We start from the raw sequence: 16,780 nt of genomic DNA, 5'->3' as shown, positions 1-16,780 counted from the left end.
CGGCGTGCCCGCCGTCGTGGTGCCCGTCACTGCCGACCAGCCGTTCTGGGCCGCCCGGCTGCACCGGCAGGGGGTCGCCGCCGCGCCGGTCCCGCGCCGCGGGATGTCGCTCGACGCCCTCGCCCGGGCGATGGGCGACGCCCTGTCCCGTCGCGGGAGGGCGGCCGAGGTGGGCGCGCTCATGCGACGGGAGCAGGGCGTGCGGGGGGCGGTCGACGTGCTCGAGTCGCTCTGACGCGGCGGCGGTCGCTCCCGCCGAGCAGGTGCCGCAGCGCGATCAGCTGTGGGGCACCAGCCAGACCGCCGTGTCGGGCGGGAGCGCGTCGTGGACGGCGCCCGTGGAGCTGAGCACCACCCGTCGTCCGGGCGGCAGCGGCACCGGGTCGGTGCCGAACGCGATCCAGCACTCGAGCGATCCGCGCCGGAAGGCGAGCGCATCGGCCGGGCTGGGCAGCCACACCAGCGGCTCCGACGCCACCACGAGCTCGCGGCGCGCCGCCAGCAGCCGCCGGTAGTGCGCGAGCGTCGACGCGGGATCCGCCTCCTGGCGCTCGACCGTGAGCCCCGCCCACTCGTCCGGCTGCGGCAGCCACGGTCCCAGGCCGCCGTCGGGGACGCCGGTCGAGAAGCCGAAGGGGGCCGCCGACCCCGACCAGGGGATCGGCACCCGGGAGCCGTCCCGCCCCGGGTCGCTGCCGCCCGAGCGGAGGTGGATGGGGTCATGGCGGCGCGCGTCGGGGATGTCCTCCACCTCGTGCAGCCCGAGCTCCTCGCCGAAGTAGAGGTAGGCGACGCCGGGCAGGGCCATCGTGAGCGTGACCGCCGCGCGGGCGCGACGGCGGCCGAGCTCGCGGTCGACCGGGTCCACCCCGAAGCGGGCGCGCTGCTGCTCGTTCGAGGCCCGCACCTCCGGCTGCTCCCGGCCGTAGCGGGTCGCCTGCCGGACCACGTCGTGGTTGGTCAGCGCCCAGGCGCTCGGTGCGCCCGTGTCGGCGGCCTTCGCCAGGCCCTGGTCGATGACCCGCCGCCAGGGTCCCGCGCGGAACGCCGTGTGCAGCGGCTCGAACTCGAACGCGGTGTGCAGCTCGTCGGGGCGGAGGTAGAGCGGCAGCCGCTCGGGCCGCGCCACCCAGGCCTCGGCGACGAAGATCCGCGGCGGGTCGTAGGAGTCGGCGACCCCGCGCCACTCCCGGTACACGTCGTGGACCTCGTCCTGGTCCCAGCCCGGATGCGCCTCGGTGCGGCGGTCGGCGCCCCGCCCGTCGGGGAGCCCGGCCGCCTTCGCCAGCCCGTGCGCGACGTCGACCCGGAAGCCATCGACGCCGCGGTCGAACCAGAAGCGCAGCACGTCGACGAACTCCGCGCGCACCTCGGGGCTCGTCCAGTCGAGGTCGGGCTGCTCCGCGGCGAACAGGTGCAGGTACCAGGCGCCCGGGCGCCCGTCGGGATCGGTGGTGCGGGTCCACGCGGGGCCGCGGAAGCAGCTCTCCCAGTCGTTGGGCGGCAGCTCGCCGTCCGCGCCCTGCCCGTCGCGGAAGTGGTACCGCGCCCGGGCCGCCGGATCCCCGTCCAGCGCCGCGCGGAACCAGGGGTGCGCGTCGGAGGTGTGGTTGGGGACGATGTCGAGGAGCACGCGCATGCCGAGGCCGTGCGCCTCGGCGATCAGGGCCTCCGCGTCGGCGAGCGTGCCGTAGGCCGGGTCCACGTCGCGGTAGTCCGCCACGTCGTAGCCCGCGTCGACCATCGGCGAGGGGTACCAGGGGTTCACCCAGATGGCGTCGACGCCGAGCGCCGCCAGGTACGGGAGCCGGTCGCGCAGGCCCGCGAGGTCGCCCACGCCGTCCCCGTCGCCGTCGGCGAAGCTGCGGAGGAGCACCTGGTAGACGACCGCCGAGCGCCACCACGCGGTCTCCGCCGCCCGCTCGGAGGTCATCCCTTGACGGCGCCGCCGCCGAGGCCGGCCACGAGGTACCTGCGCGCGAAGACCGCGATGAGCACCACGGGGATCACGAGCGCGATGCTCGCCGCCGCCAGCGTCTGGTAGGTCGAGATGTCGTCCGCCCCCTTCTGCGCGGCGATGAAGACGGGGATCGTGACGGCCTGGTTCTGCGTGAGCGTGAGCGCCACGAGGTACTCCTGGAACGCGACGAGCAGGGTGAACACGCCCGCCGTCACGAGGCCGGGGCCCATGAGCGGCACGATGACGCGGCGGAACGCGCCGAAGCGGCTGCACCCGTCGATCATCGCGGCCTCGTCGAGCTCGGTCGGGATGTCGCGGAAGAACCCGACGAGCAGCAGCAGCGTGAACGGCATGTTCACCGCCACGAGCGCCGCGACCAGGGCGATCTTGGTGTCGTAGATGCCGAGCGCCTGGCTCATCTCGTAGAACGGCAGCACCACGGCGAACCGCGGGATGGTCCGCAGCACCACGGCGAGCACCAGCAGGATCGGCCCGACGACCCCCGCGTAGCGCGCGAACGCGTACGCGGCGGGCGCGCCGACGACGAGCGCGACCACGACCGTGAGCCCGGCCACGATGAAGGTGTTGACGAGCACCTCGGCGAACAGGGTGCCGCGCCACAGGTCGACGAACGCGTCGAGGCGCGGCTCGAAGATCCACGTCGGCGGGTTGGTGAACGCGTCCTGGAACGGCTTGACCGCCGTGAGCAGCGCCCACAGGAACGGGCTGAGCGCGACGATGACGATGACGACGAGCGCCGCGCCGGCCCACAGCGAGCCGATGCGCTCGCGGCGTCGGCGCTCCCGCGCGGTGAGCGTGCGGCCGGACCCGGTGGGGCCGTCGCCGCGGGGCACGCGGGTCCGGCCGGTGGGCACGAGCGGGGTGGATGCGGTCATGCGGCCCGCGCCCCCTTCCAGGTCTGTCGGAGGAACGGGATCAGCAGCACGAGCGTGATGACGATGGTCACCACGTTCACCGCGCTCGCCACCCCCAGCCGGTACGACTCCCCGAGGGCCACCTGGTAGACGAACACCATGAGGGACTCGGTGCCGACGCTGCCGGCCGCCGGGGTGATGATCCGGATGGAGTCGAACACCTTGAGGCTGTCCATCAGGCTGATGAGCGTCACGAACGAGAACAGCGGCGCGAGCAGCGGCACGATCATGTAGCGCTGGCGCTGCCACCACCCGGCGCCGTCGAGCTGCGCGGCCTCGAGCGGCTCCTCGGGGAGGGTCTGCAGGCCCGCGAGGAGCACGAGGATCACGAACGGCGTCTCGTGCCAGAGCGCGTGCAGGCCGATGAGCACGCGGGCGGGCCCGGTCTCCGTCAGCCAGTCCACGTGGATCCCGAACACCGCGAGGCCCTGGTTCACGACGCCGCCGAAGATGTCGTTGAAGAGCCAGGAGAAGTTGAGCGCGCCGATGACGGTGGGCACCACGTAGCTCGCCATGAGGAGCCCGAGGATCACCATGCGCCCCCGCTCGATGCGGTTCAGCAGCAGCGCGATGCCGTAGCCGACGATGAGCTTCGCGACCGTCATGACGATCGCGTAGGTGATGGTGAACGCGGCGTCCTGGCCGAAGCGGCGGTCGGTGAAGATCTCGACGTAGTTCGCCACGCCGTTGAAGACGCCCGGCTGGCCGACGGGCACGTTCTGGAAGCTCCAGACGAGGGTCGTGATCAGCGGCACGATCAGCAGCCCCGCCATCAGGATGATGGCGGGGGCCGTGAACGCGGCGAAGGTCTTGAGCCTCATGCCCGGCTGCCGGGCGCCGAGCCCGGGCGGGTGCCGTCGCGGGTGGATCCGCGCATCAGGGCGCGAAGCCCGCCGTGGCGATGGCCTGCACGGCCGCCGCCTGGAGCTGGGCGGCGCCGTCCGCGGAGGACAGCGTGCCGTCGACGACCTGCGCGAGGATCGGCGCCATCGCGGCGAACACGTCGGACATGTACGGCACGAGCGGCAGGCCGTTCGGCTTCTCGCTCTCGAGCACGTCGCGCGCGGCCTCCTCGAACGGGAGGTCGGCGGCCTGCGCCTGCGTGGTGCGGGCCGGGATCGTGGCCTTGGCGGCCTCGGTCGCGGCGTCCGCGCCGGTCGCGACGCCGAGCAGGTCGAAGAGGAGGTCCTTGTCGACCTTCGAGTTCGCGGCGATCGAGAGCCCGTCGACCGAGAGGCTGGTCGCGGGGGTGCCGCCCTCCTGCACGGACGGCGGCACGGCGAACGCGAAGTCGTCGAAGTTCTCCGTCTGGCCCTCGTCGAGCAGCGCGGAGACGCGGCCGGCGAACAGCATCGACATCGCGGCCTGGCCGGTCTGCAGCTGCGTGATGACCTCGGGCGACGACCACGAGGTCGACTGCGAGCTCATCTGCTGGTACGTGGCGCGGAGGGTGTCGAGCGCGGCGATCGACTCGGGGGTGTCGAGCGTCGGGGTGGCGGAGCCGTCCTCGAACCAGGTGCCGCCGAGCGAGCCGAGGTACTGGTTGTAGGCGCTCGAGTTGTCGCCGGCCGCGTTGAACGGGAGGGCCAGCGGGTTCGCCATGCCGGTCTCGGTGCGGATGGTGTCGGCGGCGGCGTACATCTCCTCGAACGTGGTCGGCACCTCGATGCCGAGGTCGGAGAGGATGTCCTCGCGGTAGATGAAGATGATCGTGCCCCAGAACGTGGGGATGCCGACCTGCTTCCCGTCGTACTGCAGCGACTCCAGGAGCGTCGGGTCGATGTCGTCGATGGCGAGCTCGTCGCCCGCGTCCGCGATGCGGTCGTCGAGCGGCTCGATCCAGCCGCGCTCCGCGTAGAGCGGGTACACGGTGCCGTAGACCTCGACGAGGTCGTAGCTGGGGTTCGCCCCCGACATGGACTGCACGGCGCGCTGGTTCTGGCCGCCGAAGTCGGTGGTCGGCGCGTTGACCGTGAGGTTCCCGCCCGTGCAGCCCGTGGCGATCGCGTCGGTGAACGGGTTCGTCGAGGGGCTGTTGTAGGAGAGGACGTTGACGGTCGTCTTCGCGTCCGGCTGCGGGATGTCGCAGGCGACGCCCGCGCCTCCCACGTCGGCGCCGGCGCCGCAGCCGGCGAGGGCGACGGTCGCGGCGGCCACCGCGGCGCCGAGCGCCAGGCGGATCGGGCCGCGTCGCCGGCGGGTGGTCGAGGGGGCTGTGTCGCGCATCGGAGTCCTTCGGGGTGCGGGTCGCGCGGGGCGACGGGACGAGGAGGATGCACGCGGGCGTGCGGTCCGGGTGGTGCCCGACCCCTGCGGGCGCTCGTGCCGGGATCGCCGGCCGCGACCCCGACCCGCGACGGGTCGTTAGTCCACAAACTACGGGTGCGCGTCCGGAGCGTGTGACTTCGTGGTCGACGCCCAGCAACGCGAAATGCCGGGTTCGCCGCTCGGACGACGCGGCCCGTCGGCGCGGCGGGAGGTGCGGGGATCCGCCCTACGGCCGCTCGTCCACCACGCCGACGAACCGGCTGCCGATGCCGTCGACCTCGCGCCGGGCGAGGCCGAGGGCGGGCTCGGGCAGCTCGTCGGGGGAGTGGCGCTCGCACGAGAGGTAGGAGAACTCCGGCCACCACTTCTTGGGGCGCACGGCCTCCGTGAAGCCGCACACCTCGCACGTGAGCTGCACCCACACGGGGCGCTTGCCGGAGGAGTTCGCGCGGGACTGCGCGAGCCAGGGCGGCGGATCCTGGTCCATCGCCGCGATCTCGGACTCCGGGACGCGCCCCGGGATGCCGTGGCGCGTGGCCATCTCCAGCGGGATGCCCAGCCGCAGCGCGGCCTCTCGTCTCGTGATCATGTCGCTCCAGGGTACGCGGCGGTGCGGCGCAGCTGGGCATCGCCCGAAATGAATTGCGCACAACCTTGTTTCCGGGCAGGCTCGGACCATGCCCGACGCGACCCCCCTCGACGACACGACGGCGACGCCCGCGCGCATCACCGACGAGCTGGTGTGCTTCTCGCTCTACACGGCCTCGCGCTCCACCACGCAGGCGTACCGCGCGCTCCTCGCGCCGTGGGGCCTCACCTACCCGCAGTACCTGGTGCTCGTCCTGCTGTGGTCGGGCGACGACCGCACCGTCACGGATCTGGGTCGTCAGCTCGACCTCGACTCGGGCACGCTGTCGCCGCTGCTCGCGCGCATGGAGGAGGCCGGCTTCGTCGCCCGCCGTCGCGTCTCCGCCGACCAGCGCGTGGTCACCGTGTCGCTCGCCGACCGCGGCCGCGCCGTGCGGGCCGAGCTCGCGCACGTGCCGGCCGCCGTGATCCGCGGGATGGGCCTCGACCTCGACCGGGCCCGGCAGCTCCTCGCGGCCCTGCACCTCGTCACCGCGGGCATGCAGGAGACCGCCGCCGAGGCGCTCGCCCATCCGGCCGCGCCTCCCGCGGTGCCGACCGCCGCGGCGCCGGCCGCCACCTGACGCACCATCCACCACCACCCACCCGCCGCGCCCCCGCGCGGCCCCGGCCGCCCCGCGGCCACGATCGGAAGGAACCACATGGACGCCCTGTACACCGCGGAGGCCCTCGCCACGGGAGCCGGCCGGAACGGACGCGTCGCCGTCAGCGACAGCGACCTCGCGCTCGACCTCTCCATCCCGAAGGCCATGGGCGGATCCGGCGAGGGCGCGAACCCCGAGCAGCTCTTCGCCGCCGGCTACGCCGCCTGCTTCCACTCCGCCCTGCAGGGCGTCGCGCGCGGCCGCAAGGTCTCCATCGCGGACTCGAGCGTGGGCAGCCGAGTGAGCATCGGATCGAACGGCGAGGGCGGCTACCAGCTGGCCGTGCACCTCGAGGTCGTCATCCCCGGGGTCGAGCACGACCTCGCGCAGGAGCTCGCCGACCAGGCGCACCAGGTCTGCCCGTACTCGAACGCGACCCGCGGCAACATCGAGGTCGTCGTCTCGGTCTCGGACGACTGATGGCCGGCCACGCCCCTACGTCCTTCCCCCGCACGGCCGCCCGCGTCGTGCTCGGCTCGTTCCTCGCCTTCGCGGGCATCACGCACCTCACGGTCGCGCGCGAGGAGTTCCGCGCCCAGGTGCCGAAGTCGCTGCCGGTGCCCGAGGACGTGACCGTCGTCGGATCCGGCGTGGCCGAGATCACGCTCGGCTCCGCCCTGCTGTTCGCGCGCTCGCGCCGCGGCCTCGCGGGCTGGGCCGCCGCCGCGTTCTTCACGGCGATCTTCCCCGGCAACATCGCGCAGTACGTCCACCGCCGCGACGCCTTCGGCCTCGACACCGACGGCAAGCGCCTCGGCCGCCTGTTCTTCCAGCCGGTGCTCGTCGCGGTCGCGCTCTGGTCGACGGGGGCGCTGCGCCGGCGCTGACCCGCCCGCTGCGTGCGACGACCACCGGGACCCGCACGGGAACCGGTGGTCGTCGCCCTTGACGCTCCCCGACACCCGTGGCCAGCATGGGCGCATCCGCTCCACCCGCGTCTCGAAGGAGAGACCCATGCCCATGATCTTCGTGAACCTGCCCGTCACCGACCTGGAGCGCGCGAAGGCGTTCTACACGGCCGTCGGCTTCACCGTGAACCCCGCGTTCACCGACGAGAACGCCGCCTGCATCGTGGTCGAGGAGGACCACAGCTGCCTCATGATCCTGACGCGCCCGTTCTTCCAGTCGTTCACCGACCAGCCGCTCGGCGACCCGTCGACGGCCGTGTCCGCGCTCACGTCGGTGAACCTCGACAGCCGCGAGGAGGTCGACACCGCCGTCGCCGCCGGGCTCGCCGCGGGCGGCACCGAGGCACGCCCGGCCGCCGACCACGGCTTCATGTACCAGCGCCAGCTCACGGATCCCGACGGGAACATCCTCGAGATCGGCCACATGGACCCGGCGTTCGCCGCGGGCGGCCCACCGGCCATGGACGCGCAGGGCTGATCGCGGTTCCTGTCACGACTCCGCTCGCGCTGTGCCGCTAGCGGGGCAGCTCAGCCCAGCCCGGCGAGCCGCGCGAGCCCCGCGCGGCACCGCGCGGAGTGCTCGGCGTACAGGTCCGGCCGCCGCTCACGCGCCCAGCGCGTGACGTCCACGAGGTGCAGCGCCGTCATCGCCACGAGCGTGCGCTGCGCCCCGGCGCCGTCGAGGCCGGCCGCGGCCATGAACGCGTCGTGCTCCGCCGCGGTGACGGATCCGTCGAGGTGCGTCCACGCCGTCACCCGGCGGGCGTCGGTCCACGGCGCGGGTCCGGTCTCCGCTGCGCCCCAGTCGATCAGGACCGGGGCGGCGCCCGGACCGCGGGACAGCAGGTTCCGCGGCGCGAGGTCGCCGTGCGCGAGGCCGTGGTCGAACGGCGCCCGGGCGAGGGCGGCGAACCTCTCCCGCAGCCAGGGGAGGGCCTCCGCCGGGTAGGCGCCGTCGCGGAGGAGCGGGTCGTCGCCGTCGAGCGACGCGCGGCCGTAGGCGAGGTGCGCCGCCCACGCGGCGGGCAGGTCGCGCCCGAAGCGCGTGAAGAGCGGGTCGGGGGCGTCGGCGAGGTCGACCCGGCCGACCGCGCGGGCGAGGCGGCCGAGCTCCGTCCACGGATCGGCGACGGGCTCCGCGTGCGACGGCACGAAGGCCTGCACGAGGTAGGGGACGCCGTCATGGATCCCGCGCTCGAGGACCGCGGGGACCGCGATGCCCGCACGCGCGGCGGCGCCCGCCGCCCACTCCTCGACGGGGAACTCGTCGGCGCGCCGCGCATCGGCCGGGAACCGGACCACCACGTCGCCGCCCGTCCGCGCGACGCGGTACGTGCGGTTCACGGATCCGCCGGGGAGCTCCCGTGCGTCGTCGGGCGCGGCGCCGATGCGGCGGAGGATCCCGTCGAGCGCCGCGGGGCGCGCGGCGTCTCCTCGGGGACGGGCCCCGGTCGGCGTCCGGCCGTCCACCACCCGCGCGCCTAGGCCAGCGTCCGCAGGAACGCGCGGATGTCGTCGGCCAGCAGGTCCGGCTCCTCGTGCGGGGCGAAGTGCCCGCCGCGCGGCATGGTCGTGTACCGGACCACGTCGTGGGTGCGCTCCGCCCAGCTCCGCGGCGGGTGCACGAGGTCGTGCGGGAACACCGCGACCGCGGTCGGCACCCGCACGCGGCCGACCGGGGCGGTGCGGCCGGAGGCGTGCGCGTAGTAGGGGCGGAGCGAGCTGCCGATGGATCCCGTGAACCAGTAGAGCGACGCGAGCGTCAGCAGGTGGTCGTCGCTGAACCGCGTGGACACGTCGCCGCCGCAGTCGCTCCAGGCGCGATGCTTCTCGAGGATCCACGACAGCAGCCCCACGGGCGAGTCCTGGAGCGCGGGCGCGAGCGTCAGCGGGCGCGTCCGCTGCTGGTGCTCGTACGCGCCCTCGTCCGCGTGCCACGTGCGCACCTCCTCCCGGTGCGCGCGCTCCGCGTCGGTGAGCGTCGCCTCGTCGAGGTCCGCCGGCGCGGCGACCGCCATCAGGTGGATCCCCGCCACCGCCTCCGGGTGCGCCTCCGCCAGCCGCGACGTGATCCCCGCGCCGAGGTCGCCGCCGTGCGCCGCGTACCGCGCGAAGCCCAGCTCGTCGGCCATCAGCCGGTGCCAGAGCTCGTGCGTCGGCTCGTCGATCCGCGGCCGCGGCGGCGAGAACGGGAACCCCGGGAGCGCGGGGACGACGACGGTGACCGCGTCCGCGGCGTCGCCGCCGGAGCGGGACGGCTGCGACAGGCGCTCCGCGAGCGGCACCAGCTCGAGCGCGGTGCTCGGCCAGCCGTTGGTGAGGACCACCGGGAGGCGGCCGGGACGCTCCGCGTCGAAGCGGAGGTAGGAGACGGGGGTGCCGTCGAGGTCGGCGACCGCCCACGGCAGCGCCCGGATCTCCCGCTCGCGCGCCCGCCAGTCGAAGCCGTCCGCCCACACCGCGGCGAGGCGGCGCAGGAGGGCCTGGTCGGTGCCCGCCTCCCACGCCGCCACCGGCCACTCGGGCGCCCAGCGCGTGCGGCGGATGCGGTCGCGGAGGTCGTCGAGGTCGGCGTCGCTGACGTCGAGGGGGAGCGGGTCGGTCATGGTCGGTCCTGACGTGGCGGGCGGGCGCGGTGCCCCCATGATCCCGCGCGCCGCCGCCGGGGGTCCTAGGTCCGCCGCCGCCGCGCCATCACCGCGCGCTGCAGGAGCACGAACACCAGCAGGATGCCGCCCGTGATGATGGTGGTCGCCTCCGGCGGGATGCCGCCGTCGCGCGTGATGAGGACGTTCATGAGGCCGAGCACCAGCGCGCCGACGACCGAGCCGAGCACGAAGCCCACGCCGCCCGTGAGGAGGGTGCCGCCGATGACGGTCGCCGCGATCGCGTCGAGCTCCCAGCCGATGCCGGTGATGTTCTGCGCGCTGCCGAGGCGGGCCGTGTAGATCACCGACGCGAGGCCGGCGAGCGACCCGCTGATGACGTAGACGGCGAGCTTGGTGCGCCGCACGGGCAGGCCCATTAGCGCGGCCGACTGCTCCGAGCCGCCCGTCGCGTAGACGGTGCGGCCGAGGCGGGTGCGGTGCAGCACGAAGAACGCGACGCCCACCACGACCAGCGCGATGAGCACGCCGGGCGTGGTCACCACGTCGTTCACCTTCGGGCCGTCGACCACCTTCATGTCCGTCGCGAGCGAGCGCAGCGGCGACTCGTCGTCGAGGCGCTCCGGCACGGTGCTGAGGATGGAGGCGAGCCCGCGGCCGAGGAACATCATCGCGAGGGTCGCGATGAACGGCTGCACGTCGAAGTACTGGATCAGCACCCCGGAGACGACGCCCGAGGCGGTGCCGATGAGGATCATCAGCACCATCACCACCCACGGGTTCCACCCCGCGTTCGCGAGCAGGACGCCGGCGACGCTGCTGACGGCGACGATCGCGCCGACGGACAGGTCGATGCCGCCCGTGAGGATCACGAAGGTGAGCCCCACGGCGAGCACGATGACGTGCGCGTTGTTGATGAGCAGGTTGGAGAGCGTGGCGGCCTGCAGGATGCGGCCGTACGCGATCTCCCCGTAGGCCAGCATCGCCAGCAGGATCACCAGGGCGGCGACGGTGGGCAGCGAGTCGAGGCGGATGCGGAGCCGGCGGCGCGGCGGGCGCGGCGCGGTGCCGGGTCCCGGCGCGGGCGTCGGGGCGAGGGGCGGGCGGATCGTCGTGGCGCTCATGCGGGCACGGCCTCCTTCTCGGTGGGCACGGGGGCGGGCGCCGCGGGGGGGCGCCTCGTGAACAGCGCGCGGACGCGCTGCGATTGCAGGAGGCAGAGCGCCACGATCACGATCGCCTTGAAGGCGGGCGTGGCCGAGGAGGAGATGCCGAGGAACACGACCGTCTTGTCGAGGGTCGCGATGAGGAGCGCGCCGACGGAGGCCCCCAGCAGGTGGAACTTGCCGCCGGCGAGCGAGGTGCCGCCGATGACGACCGCGAGGATCGCGTCGAGCTCCAGCTGGTAGCCGGTGCGGGAGACGTCGACGGTCATGACGCTCGCGGTGGCGAAGATGCCGGCGACGCCCGCGAGCAGCCCGCTCGCGATGTAGGCCGTGAACAGGAGCGCCCGGCGGTCGAGCCCGGCGAGGCGGGCAGCCTGCGGGTCCATGCCGATCGCCTCGATCATGAGGCCGAGCGCGCTGCGGCGCACCAGCACGGCCACGCCGATCGTGATGAGCACCGCGAGCAGGAACACCACCGGCAGCCCCACGAGGTAGCCGTTCGCGACCCAGCGGAACGGCTCGTTGGCGGCGGCCGTGTTCTGGCCCGCCGTGATGACCTTCGCGAGGCCGCGGCCGGCGAGCATGATCACGAGGGTGCTGATGAACGGCTGCAGCCCCACGACGGAGACGAGCATGCCGTTGACGGCGCCGAGGATGACGCTGATGAGGAGCGCCAGGCCGATCGCGCCGAGCGCGACGCCGAGCGAGTCGGATCCGGCGGCCTTCAGGAACTCCATCGAGACGGCGCCGGCGACCACCATGATCGAGCCGACGCTGAGGTCGATTCCGCCGGTCGCGATGACGAGGCACATGCCCACCGCGATCATGAGCACGGGCGCGGCGGCCCGGAGGATGTCGACGAGGTTGCCGACGAGGTTCCCCGTCTCGGGGTTCACCGAGAGGGCGAGGTAGCCGGGGTCCTTGGCGACGTTCACGGCCAGCAGCAGGATGATCGCCACCGAGCCCCAGAACCAGGGCCGGTGCAGCAGGTCGGCGAGCGGGCGGGCGGGCGTGGTCGTGGTGCCGCTCATCGGCGGGCCTCCTCGGCGGATGCGGATGCGGATGCGGATGCGGATGCGGGGTCGCGGGCGGGGTCCGGCACGGCGTCGAGGTCGACGTCGGACACCCCCTCCTCGGCGATGGTGGTCACGATGGACTCGGCCGTCACGTCCGGCCCGGCCTCGAGCTCGGCGATCTTGCGGTGGTCCTTGAGCACGACGATGCGGTCGCTGAGCCGCACCACCTCCTCGAGCTCCGAGGAGATGAAGACGACGGCGACGCCCGTGTCGGCGAGTGCCGCGACCTGCTCCTGGATCTCGGCCTTCGCGCCCACGTCGATCCCGCGGGTCGGCTCGTCGAGGATCAGCAGCTCCGGCTCGGTCGCGAGCCACCGCCCGAGCAGCACCTTCTGCTGGTTGCCGCCGGACAGGTTCCGGATGGGCCGGTCGGGGTCGGCCGGGCGCACGTTGAGCTCGGTCAGGTACTTGGAGACGATGCGGTCCTTCTCCTTGGCCGACAGCGGCCGGGCCCAGCCGCGCTTCGCCTGCACGGCGAGCACGAGGTTCTCCCGCACGCTGAGGTCGCGGATGATGCCCTCGTCGCGGCGGTTCTCGCTGGAGAACGCGATGCGGCGCTTCAGCGCCTTGGCGGGGGAGGTGATGGCGACGGACGCGCCGTCCATGGTGACGGATCCGGAGTCGGGCCGGTCGACGCCGTAGAGGAGGCGCGCGAGCTCGGTGCGGCCGGAGCCGAGGAGGCCGGCGAGGCCCACGACCTCGCCGCGGCGCAGCTCGATGTCGGTCGCGTCGAGCGAGCCCTTCCGGCCGATGCCGGTGGCGCGGTAGACGGGCTCGCCGTCGGCGACCCGTCGGCTGGCGCGCTCCCGGTCGAGGGAGCGGAGGGCCTGGAGGTCCTTGCCGATCATCTGGGCGATGAGGCCGGCCCGGTCGATGTCGCGGGTGAGGTGCTCGCCGACGCGCTTGCCGTTCCGGAGCACGGTGAGCCGGTCGCTGATCGCGAACACCTGGTCGAGGAAGTGGGAGACGAAGAGGATGGCGACGCCCTCGTCGCGGAGGCGGCGCATCACGCGGAAGAGGCCCTCGACCTCGTCGGCGTCGAGGCTGGACGTCGGCTCGTCGAGGATGAGCACCTTCGCGTCGATGACGGTGGCGCGGCTGATCGCGACGAGCTGCTGCAGCGCGAGGCTGAGCGAGGAGAGCGGGGTGCGCGGATCCAGGTGGCCGAGCCCCACGCGGGCCAGCACCTCGGAGGCGGCCGCGTGCGTGCCCTTCCAGTCGATGCCGAACCGGCCGCGGCGCTCGTGGCCGAGCATGACGTTCTCGCCGATGGTGAGGTTCCCGCAGAGGTTCACCTCCTGGTACACGGTCGAGATGCCGGCCGCCTGCGCGTCGGCGGTGCCGGTGAGGCGCCGCTCGGCGCCGTCGACGACGACCGTGCCGGAGTCGATGCCGTAGACGCCCGTGAGCGCCTTGATGAGCGTCGACTTCCCGGCGCCGTTCTCGCCCATGAGCGTGTGGACCTCGCCGGGGAAGAGGCGGAGGTCGACCCCGTCGAGCGCCTTGACGCCCGGGAAGGAGATGGTGATGCCCCGCATCTCGACGATGGGGATGGGTGCCTGCATGGCGCGTGCTCCTTGTCTGCCGTCGGCGCCGGCTGCGTGCGGCAGCGGGCGCGGGACGGGCGGGGGCGGCGGGGCGGATGGTCCGCCCCGCCGCCGGGTGTGCCGTGCGGGCGGGCTAGAACTTCCGGTCGGGCAGCGCGGTGGCGGCCTTCTCGGGGGAGTCGAACGTGTCCGACGGGACGACGATCGAGGACTCGACGCTCTCGCCGTCGAGCAGCTTCTGCACGGCCTCGAGCGCGGTGTCCCCGAACAGCGGGTTGTACTCGGCGACGAAGCTGAGCTTGCCGTCGGCCAGGGCCTGCAGCGCGCCCTTGGTGCCGTCGATGGTCGCGATCTTCACGTCCTCGCCGGGCGTGAGGCCCGCCTCCTCGACGGCCTGGACGGCGCCGAGGCCCATCTCGTCGTTCTGCGCGAAGACCATCTGCACGTCGTTCCCGTTCGACTTCAGCACGGTCTCGAAGACGCTCTTCGCCTCCTCGGTGGACCAGTTGGCGGTCTGCGCGCCGACCTTGGTGAAGGCGGAGTCGGAGCCGATGACGTCGTTCCAGCCCTCGTTGCGCTCGTTGACGACCGAGACGCCCGCGGGGCCCTCGAGCGTGAAGTACTTGCCGCCCTCGGGCAGCGCCGTCTTCGCCCAGTCGGCGACCGACTCGCTCACCGCGATGTTGTCGGGCGCGATGCGGGTCGCGTACAGGGAGTCGTCGTCCGGCTCGATGCCGCGGTCGATGAGGACCACGGGGATCTCGGCCTCCTTGGCGCGCTCGAGCGAGTCCTCCCAGCCGGAGCCCTCGGTGGCCGACAGCAGGATCACGTCGACGCCCTCGTCGACGAACGACGTGAACGCGTCGATCTGCGACTTCTGGTCGTTGTTGGTGGCGGGGGCGTACTTGAGGTCGAACCCGGCCTCCTTCGTGAAGGTGTCCTGGATGTTCTTCTCGTTGGCCTGGCGCCAGGCGCCCTCGGGGCCGACCGCGACGAAGCCGACGGTGGCGGTCTCCCCGCCGCTGTCGGCGGCGCCGCCGGCGGTGGACCCGGTGCCGGAGTTGCTGTTGCAGGCCGCGAGGCTCAGGGCGATGGCCCCGGCTGCGGCGATGGTGGCGATGCGCCTCTTCGTGGACATGTATCTCCTCCTTGAGATGGCGGGACGGCTCCGTCCCGCATCCGGCCCTCGGGGACCGGTCGTGCTGCGGATGCGCGGGGTGCTGCCGCGTGCTGGGGATGTTACCGGTAACAGTTTCCGGAGCGCAAGCACCTGTTACCGGGAACATCCGCGCGGTGGTGCGGAGGTCAGCGGCCGGGCGGCAGGTTCGGCAGGTCCGGCAGCGGGAAGTCGTCCTCGTCCTCCTCGTCGCCCGGCGCGGCGATCAGCTCCACGATCGTGTCGACCGTCACCCCGGGCCCGTTGCTCAGCTCGCCGATCTTCTCCCGGTCCTTCAGCACCACGATCCGGTCGCTCACCCGCACGAGCTCATCGAAGGCCGAGGAGATGAACACCACCGCGACGCCCTCCAGCGCCAGCTGCGCGATGTGCGCCTGGATGTCGACCTTCGCCCGGATGTCGACGCCGCGGGTCGGCTCGTCGAGGATCAGCACGCGCGGCCGGATCGCCAGCCAGCGCGCGAGCAGCACCTTCTGCTGGTTGCCGCCGGAGAGCTGGCCGGCCGGCGTCGCGGGATCGGCCGGCGTGATGCCGAAGTGCTCGATGTGCCGCTCCACGAGGTCCTCGCGCTCGGCGCGGGACAGCGGGTGCGCCCATCCGCGCAGCGCCTGCAGCGCGAGCACGATGTTCTCCCGCACGCTGAGGTCGGCGATGAGGCCCTCCGCGCCGCGGTCCTCCGCCGAGAGGGCCACGCGGTTCCGCAGGGCGTCCGCCGGCCGGTCGATCACGATGTCCCGGCCGCCGAGGGTCACCACCCCGCCGTCGGCGCGGTCGGCGCCGGCGAGCAGGCGCGCGAGCTCGGTGCGGCCGGATCCGCGGAGCCCCGCGATGCCGACCACCTCGCCCGGGTGCAGCTCCAGGTCCACGGGCCGCAGCATGCCGCGGCGGCCCACCCCGGCGGCGCGGTAGAGCGGCGGCCCGACCGGGTCCACCCGGTGCGCGCGCCGCTCCGAGCCGATGCGCTTCAGGTGCGCGACGTCCTTCCCGATCATGCGGGCGATCACCTCGGCCCGGTCGATCTCGTGCGGCAGGTAGTCGCCCTCCTTCACACCGCCGCGGAGCACCGTCATCCGGTCGCTGAGGGCGAGCACCTGCTCGAGGAAGTGGGAGACGAACAGGATCGCGACGCCCTGGTCGCGGAGCCGCCGGATGACCCGGAAGAGGCGCGCCACGTCGTCGGCGTCGAGGCTGGAGGTGGGCTCGTCGAGCACCAGGACGCGCGGCCGGTCGACCATGGCGCGGGCGATGGAGACCAGCTGGCGGTTCGCGGGGGAGAGGTCGGCGAGGCGGTCGCGGGGATCCAGCTCCGCGAGGCCGAGCTCCGCGAGCATCGCGGCGGCGCGGGCGTGGGTGGCGCGCCAGGAGATCCCGAGGCGGTGGCGCAGCTCGTGGCCGAGCATCACGTTCTCGCCGACGCTCAGGTTCTCGACCAGGTGCGACTCCTGGAACGCGGCCTGGATGCCGAGCGCCCGGGCGTCCGCCGGACCGCCGAGCCGCACGGGCTCGCCGTCCACGAGGATCTCGCCCGCCTCGATGCGGTGCACGCCGAGCAGCGCCTTGATGAGCGTCGACTTGCCCGCGCCGTTCTCGCCGAGGAGCGCGTGCACCTCGCCGGGGTGCAGGTCGAGGTCGACGCCGTCGAGCGCCACGCCGTTGGGGAAGGCCACGGTGATGCCCGTCATGCGGACGGTCGGGCCGGCCGGCGTGCCGGGGTGCCCGGGGCTGCCGCGGCGCGCGGTCGTGCCGTCCGCGACGACCGTCGGGCCGGTCGGGCGGATCGTCGTCGATCCCCGTGCGTGACGCACCTGGTGCTCCTCGGGTCGGGCCGTGGCGGCCGCGTGCCGG

16 protein-coding genes and 1 pseudogene are annotated in these 16,780 nt (G+C 73.6%); 5 read left to right on the top strand and 12 right to left on the bottom strand.

What is annotated here, in order from left to right; translation table 11 throughout:
* Nucleotides 1-235: pseudogene (locus Q6969_RS05885) on the top strand (glycosyltransferase); the annotation flags it as partial.
* A gap of 42 nt (nt 236-277) precedes the next feature.
* Here Q6969_RS05885 and Q6969_RS05880 read toward each other — a convergent pair.
* From Q6969_RS05880 to Q6969_RS05860, 5 genes are all read right to left on the bottom strand, one after another.
* Nucleotides 278-1,933, bottom strand: a complete 1,656-nt coding sequence (locus Q6969_RS05880) for a glycoside hydrolase family 13 protein (protein WP_317229600.1) — start codon at nt 1,931-1,933, stop codon at nt 278-280.
* Nucleotides 1,930-2,856, bottom strand: a complete 927-nt coding sequence (locus tag Q6969_RS05875; protein ID WP_317229599.1) for a carbohydrate ABC transporter permease — start codon at nt 2,854-2,856, stop codon at nt 1,930-1,932. Before Q6969_RS05875 ends, Q6969_RS05880 begins: the two co-directional genes overlap by 4 nt.
* Nucleotides 2,853-3,716, bottom strand: a complete 864-nt coding sequence (locus Q6969_RS05870; RefSeq protein WP_317229598.1) for a sugar ABC transporter permease — start codon at nt 3,714-3,716, stop codon at nt 2,853-2,855. Before Q6969_RS05870 ends, Q6969_RS05875 begins: the two co-directional genes overlap by 4 nt.
* Nucleotides 3,717-3,771: 55 nt before the next feature.
* A complete protein-coding gene (locus Q6969_RS05865; protein WP_317229597.1) occupies nt 3,772-5,121 on the bottom strand; it encodes an extracellular solute-binding protein in 1,350 nt (449 codons plus the stop codon).
* Between the two features lie 268 nt (nt 5,122-5,389).
* Nucleotides 5,390-5,752, bottom strand: coding sequence for a hypothetical protein (locus tag Q6969_RS05860; RefSeq protein ID WP_317229596.1), 363 nt, complete (start codon nt 5,750-5,752; stop codon nt 5,390-5,392).
* A gap of 88 nt (nt 5,753-5,840) precedes the next feature.
* Between Q6969_RS05860 and Q6969_RS05855 the strand changes: the two genes are divergently transcribed.
* From Q6969_RS05855 to Q6969_RS05840, 4 genes are all read left to right on the top strand, one after another.
* Nucleotides 5,841-6,374 carry a MarR family winged helix-turn-helix transcriptional regulator gene (locus Q6969_RS05855; RefSeq protein WP_317229595.1) on the top strand — a complete coding sequence of 178 codons (534 nt, stop codon included), beginning with the start codon at nt 5,841-5,843 and terminating at the stop codon, nt 6,372-6,374.
* Nucleotides 6,375-6,452: 78 nt separating this feature from the next.
* Nucleotides 6,453-6,875 carry an organic hydroperoxide resistance protein gene (locus tag Q6969_RS05850; protein ID WP_317229594.1) on the top strand — a complete coding sequence of 141 codons (423 nt, stop codon included), beginning with the start codon at nt 6,453-6,455 and terminating at the stop codon, nt 6,873-6,875.
* Nucleotides 6,875-7,282: a MauE/DoxX family redox-associated membrane protein gene (locus Q6969_RS05845; protein ID WP_317229593.1), complete on the top strand. Its 408-nt coding sequence runs from the start codon at nt 6,875-6,877 to the stop codon at nt 7,280-7,282. Before Q6969_RS05850 ends, Q6969_RS05845 begins: the two co-directional genes overlap by 1 nt.
* Before the next feature lie 127 nt (nt 7,283-7,409).
* Entirely contained in the window at nt 7,410-7,841 is a 432-nt protein-coding gene (locus Q6969_RS05840; RefSeq protein WP_317229592.1) for a VOC family protein, read from the top strand.
* Nucleotides 7,842-7,891: 50 nt separating this feature from the next.
* On the opposite strand, the gene Q6969_RS05835 is transcribed toward Q6969_RS05840, so the two are convergent.
* The 7 genes from Q6969_RS05835 to Q6969_RS05805 form a co-directional block, all read right to left on the bottom strand.
* A complete protein-coding gene (locus tag Q6969_RS05835) occupies nt 7,892-8,836 on the bottom strand; it encodes an aminoglycoside phosphotransferase family protein (RefSeq protein ID WP_317229591.1) in 945 nt (314 codons plus the stop codon).
* Between the two features lie 8 nt (nt 8,837-8,844).
* Nucleotides 8,845-9,969, bottom strand: coding sequence for an epoxide hydrolase (locus Q6969_RS05830; protein WP_317229590.1), 1,125 nt, complete (start codon nt 9,967-9,969; stop codon nt 8,845-8,847).
* A gap of 65 nt (nt 9,970-10,034) precedes the next feature.
* Entirely contained in the window at nt 10,035-11,093 is a 1,059-nt protein-coding gene (locus Q6969_RS05825) for an ABC transporter permease subunit (RefSeq protein ID WP_317229589.1), read from the bottom strand.
* Nucleotides 11,090-12,166, bottom strand: coding sequence for an ABC transporter permease (locus tag Q6969_RS05820; protein ID WP_317229588.1), 1,077 nt, complete (start codon nt 12,164-12,166; stop codon nt 11,090-11,092). The genes Q6969_RS05825 and Q6969_RS05820 overlap by 4 nt, the downstream gene beginning before the upstream one ends.
* Nucleotides 12,163-13,776, bottom strand: a complete 1,614-nt coding sequence (locus Q6969_RS05815) for a sugar ABC transporter ATP-binding protein (RefSeq protein WP_317229587.1) — start codon at nt 13,774-13,776, stop codon at nt 12,163-12,165. Before Q6969_RS05815 ends, Q6969_RS05820 begins: the two co-directional genes overlap by 4 nt.
* 115 nt (nt 13,777-13,891) lie before the next feature.
* On the bottom strand, nt 13,892-14,896 hold the full coding sequence (locus Q6969_RS05810) for an ABC transporter substrate-binding protein (protein ID WP_317229586.1): 1,005 nt from the start codon (nt 14,894-14,896) through the stop codon (nt 13,892-13,894).
* 167 nt (nt 14,897-15,063) lie between these two features.
* The gene (locus tag Q6969_RS05805) at nt 15,064-16,617 is read right to left on the bottom strand and encodes a sugar ABC transporter ATP-binding protein (RefSeq protein WP_317229601.1); all 1,554 of its coding nucleotides are present in this window, start codon (nt 16,615-16,617) and stop codon (nt 15,064-15,066) included.
* Nucleotides 16,618-16,780: the final 163 nt, after the last annotated feature.

This window comes from Clavibacter sp. MX14-G9D (genome assembly GCF_032917815.1).
Lineage (GTDB): Bacteria > Actinomycetota > Actinomycetes > Actinomycetales > Microbacteriaceae > Clavibacter > Clavibacter michiganensis_K.
This window is presented reverse-complemented; position numbering and strand designations above follow the sequence as displayed.

Excerpts from the sequence above, each read along its gene's own strand:
- Q6969_RS05880 (WP_317229600.1), bottom strand. The coding sequence starts at position 1,933 with ATGACCTCCGAGCGGGCGGCGGAGACCGCGTGGTGGCGCTCGGCGGTC.
- Q6969_RS05875 (WP_317229599.1), bottom strand. The coding sequence starts at position 2,856 with ATGACCGCATCCACCCCGCTCGTGCCCACCGGCCGGACCCGCGTGCCC.
- Q6969_RS05870 (WP_317229598.1), bottom strand. The coding sequence starts at position 3,716 with ATGAGGCTCAAGACCTTCGCCGCGTTCACGGCCCCCGCCATCATCCTG.
- Q6969_RS05865 (WP_317229597.1), bottom strand. The coding sequence starts at position 5,121 with ATGCGCGACACAGCCCCCTCGACCACCCGCCGGCGACGCGGCCCGATC.
- Q6969_RS05860 (WP_317229596.1), bottom strand. The coding sequence starts at position 5,752 with ATGATCACGAGACGAGAGGCCGCGCTGCGGCTGGGCATCCCGCTGGAG.
- Q6969_RS05855 (WP_317229595.1), top strand. The coding sequence starts at position 5,841 with ATGCCCGACGCGACCCCCCTCGACGACACGACGGCGACGCCCGCGCGC.
- Q6969_RS05850 (WP_317229594.1), top strand. The coding sequence starts at position 6,453 with ATGGACGCCCTGTACACCGCGGAGGCCCTCGCCACGGGAGCCGGCCGG.
- Q6969_RS05845 (WP_317229593.1), top strand. The coding sequence starts at position 6,875 with ATGGCCGGCCACGCCCCTACGTCCTTCCCCCGCACGGCCGCCCGCGTC.
- Q6969_RS05840 (WP_317229592.1), top strand. The coding sequence starts at position 7,410 with ATGCCCATGATCTTCGTGAACCTGCCCGTCACCGACCTGGAGCGCGCG.
- Q6969_RS05830 (WP_317229590.1), bottom strand. The coding sequence starts at position 9,969 with ATGACCGACCCGCTCCCCCTCGACGTCAGCGACGCCGACCTCGACGAC.
- Q6969_RS05825 (WP_317229589.1), bottom strand. The coding sequence starts at position 11,093 with ATGAGCGCCACGACGATCCGCCCGCCCCTCGCCCCGACGCCCGCGCCG.
- Q6969_RS05820 (WP_317229588.1), bottom strand. The coding sequence starts at position 12,166 with ATGAGCGGCACCACGACCACGCCCGCCCGCCCGCTCGCCGACCTGCTG.
- Q6969_RS05815 (WP_317229587.1), bottom strand. The coding sequence starts at position 13,776 with ATGCAGGCACCCATCCCCATCGTCGAGATGCGGGGCATCACCATCTCC.
- Q6969_RS05810 (WP_317229586.1), bottom strand. The coding sequence starts at position 14,896 with ATGTCCACGAAGAGGCGCATCGCCACCATCGCCGCAGCCGGGGCCATC.
- Q6969_RS05805 (WP_317229601.1), bottom strand. The coding sequence starts at position 16,617 with ATGACGGGCATCACCGTGGCCTTCCCCAACGGCGTGGCGCTCGACGGC.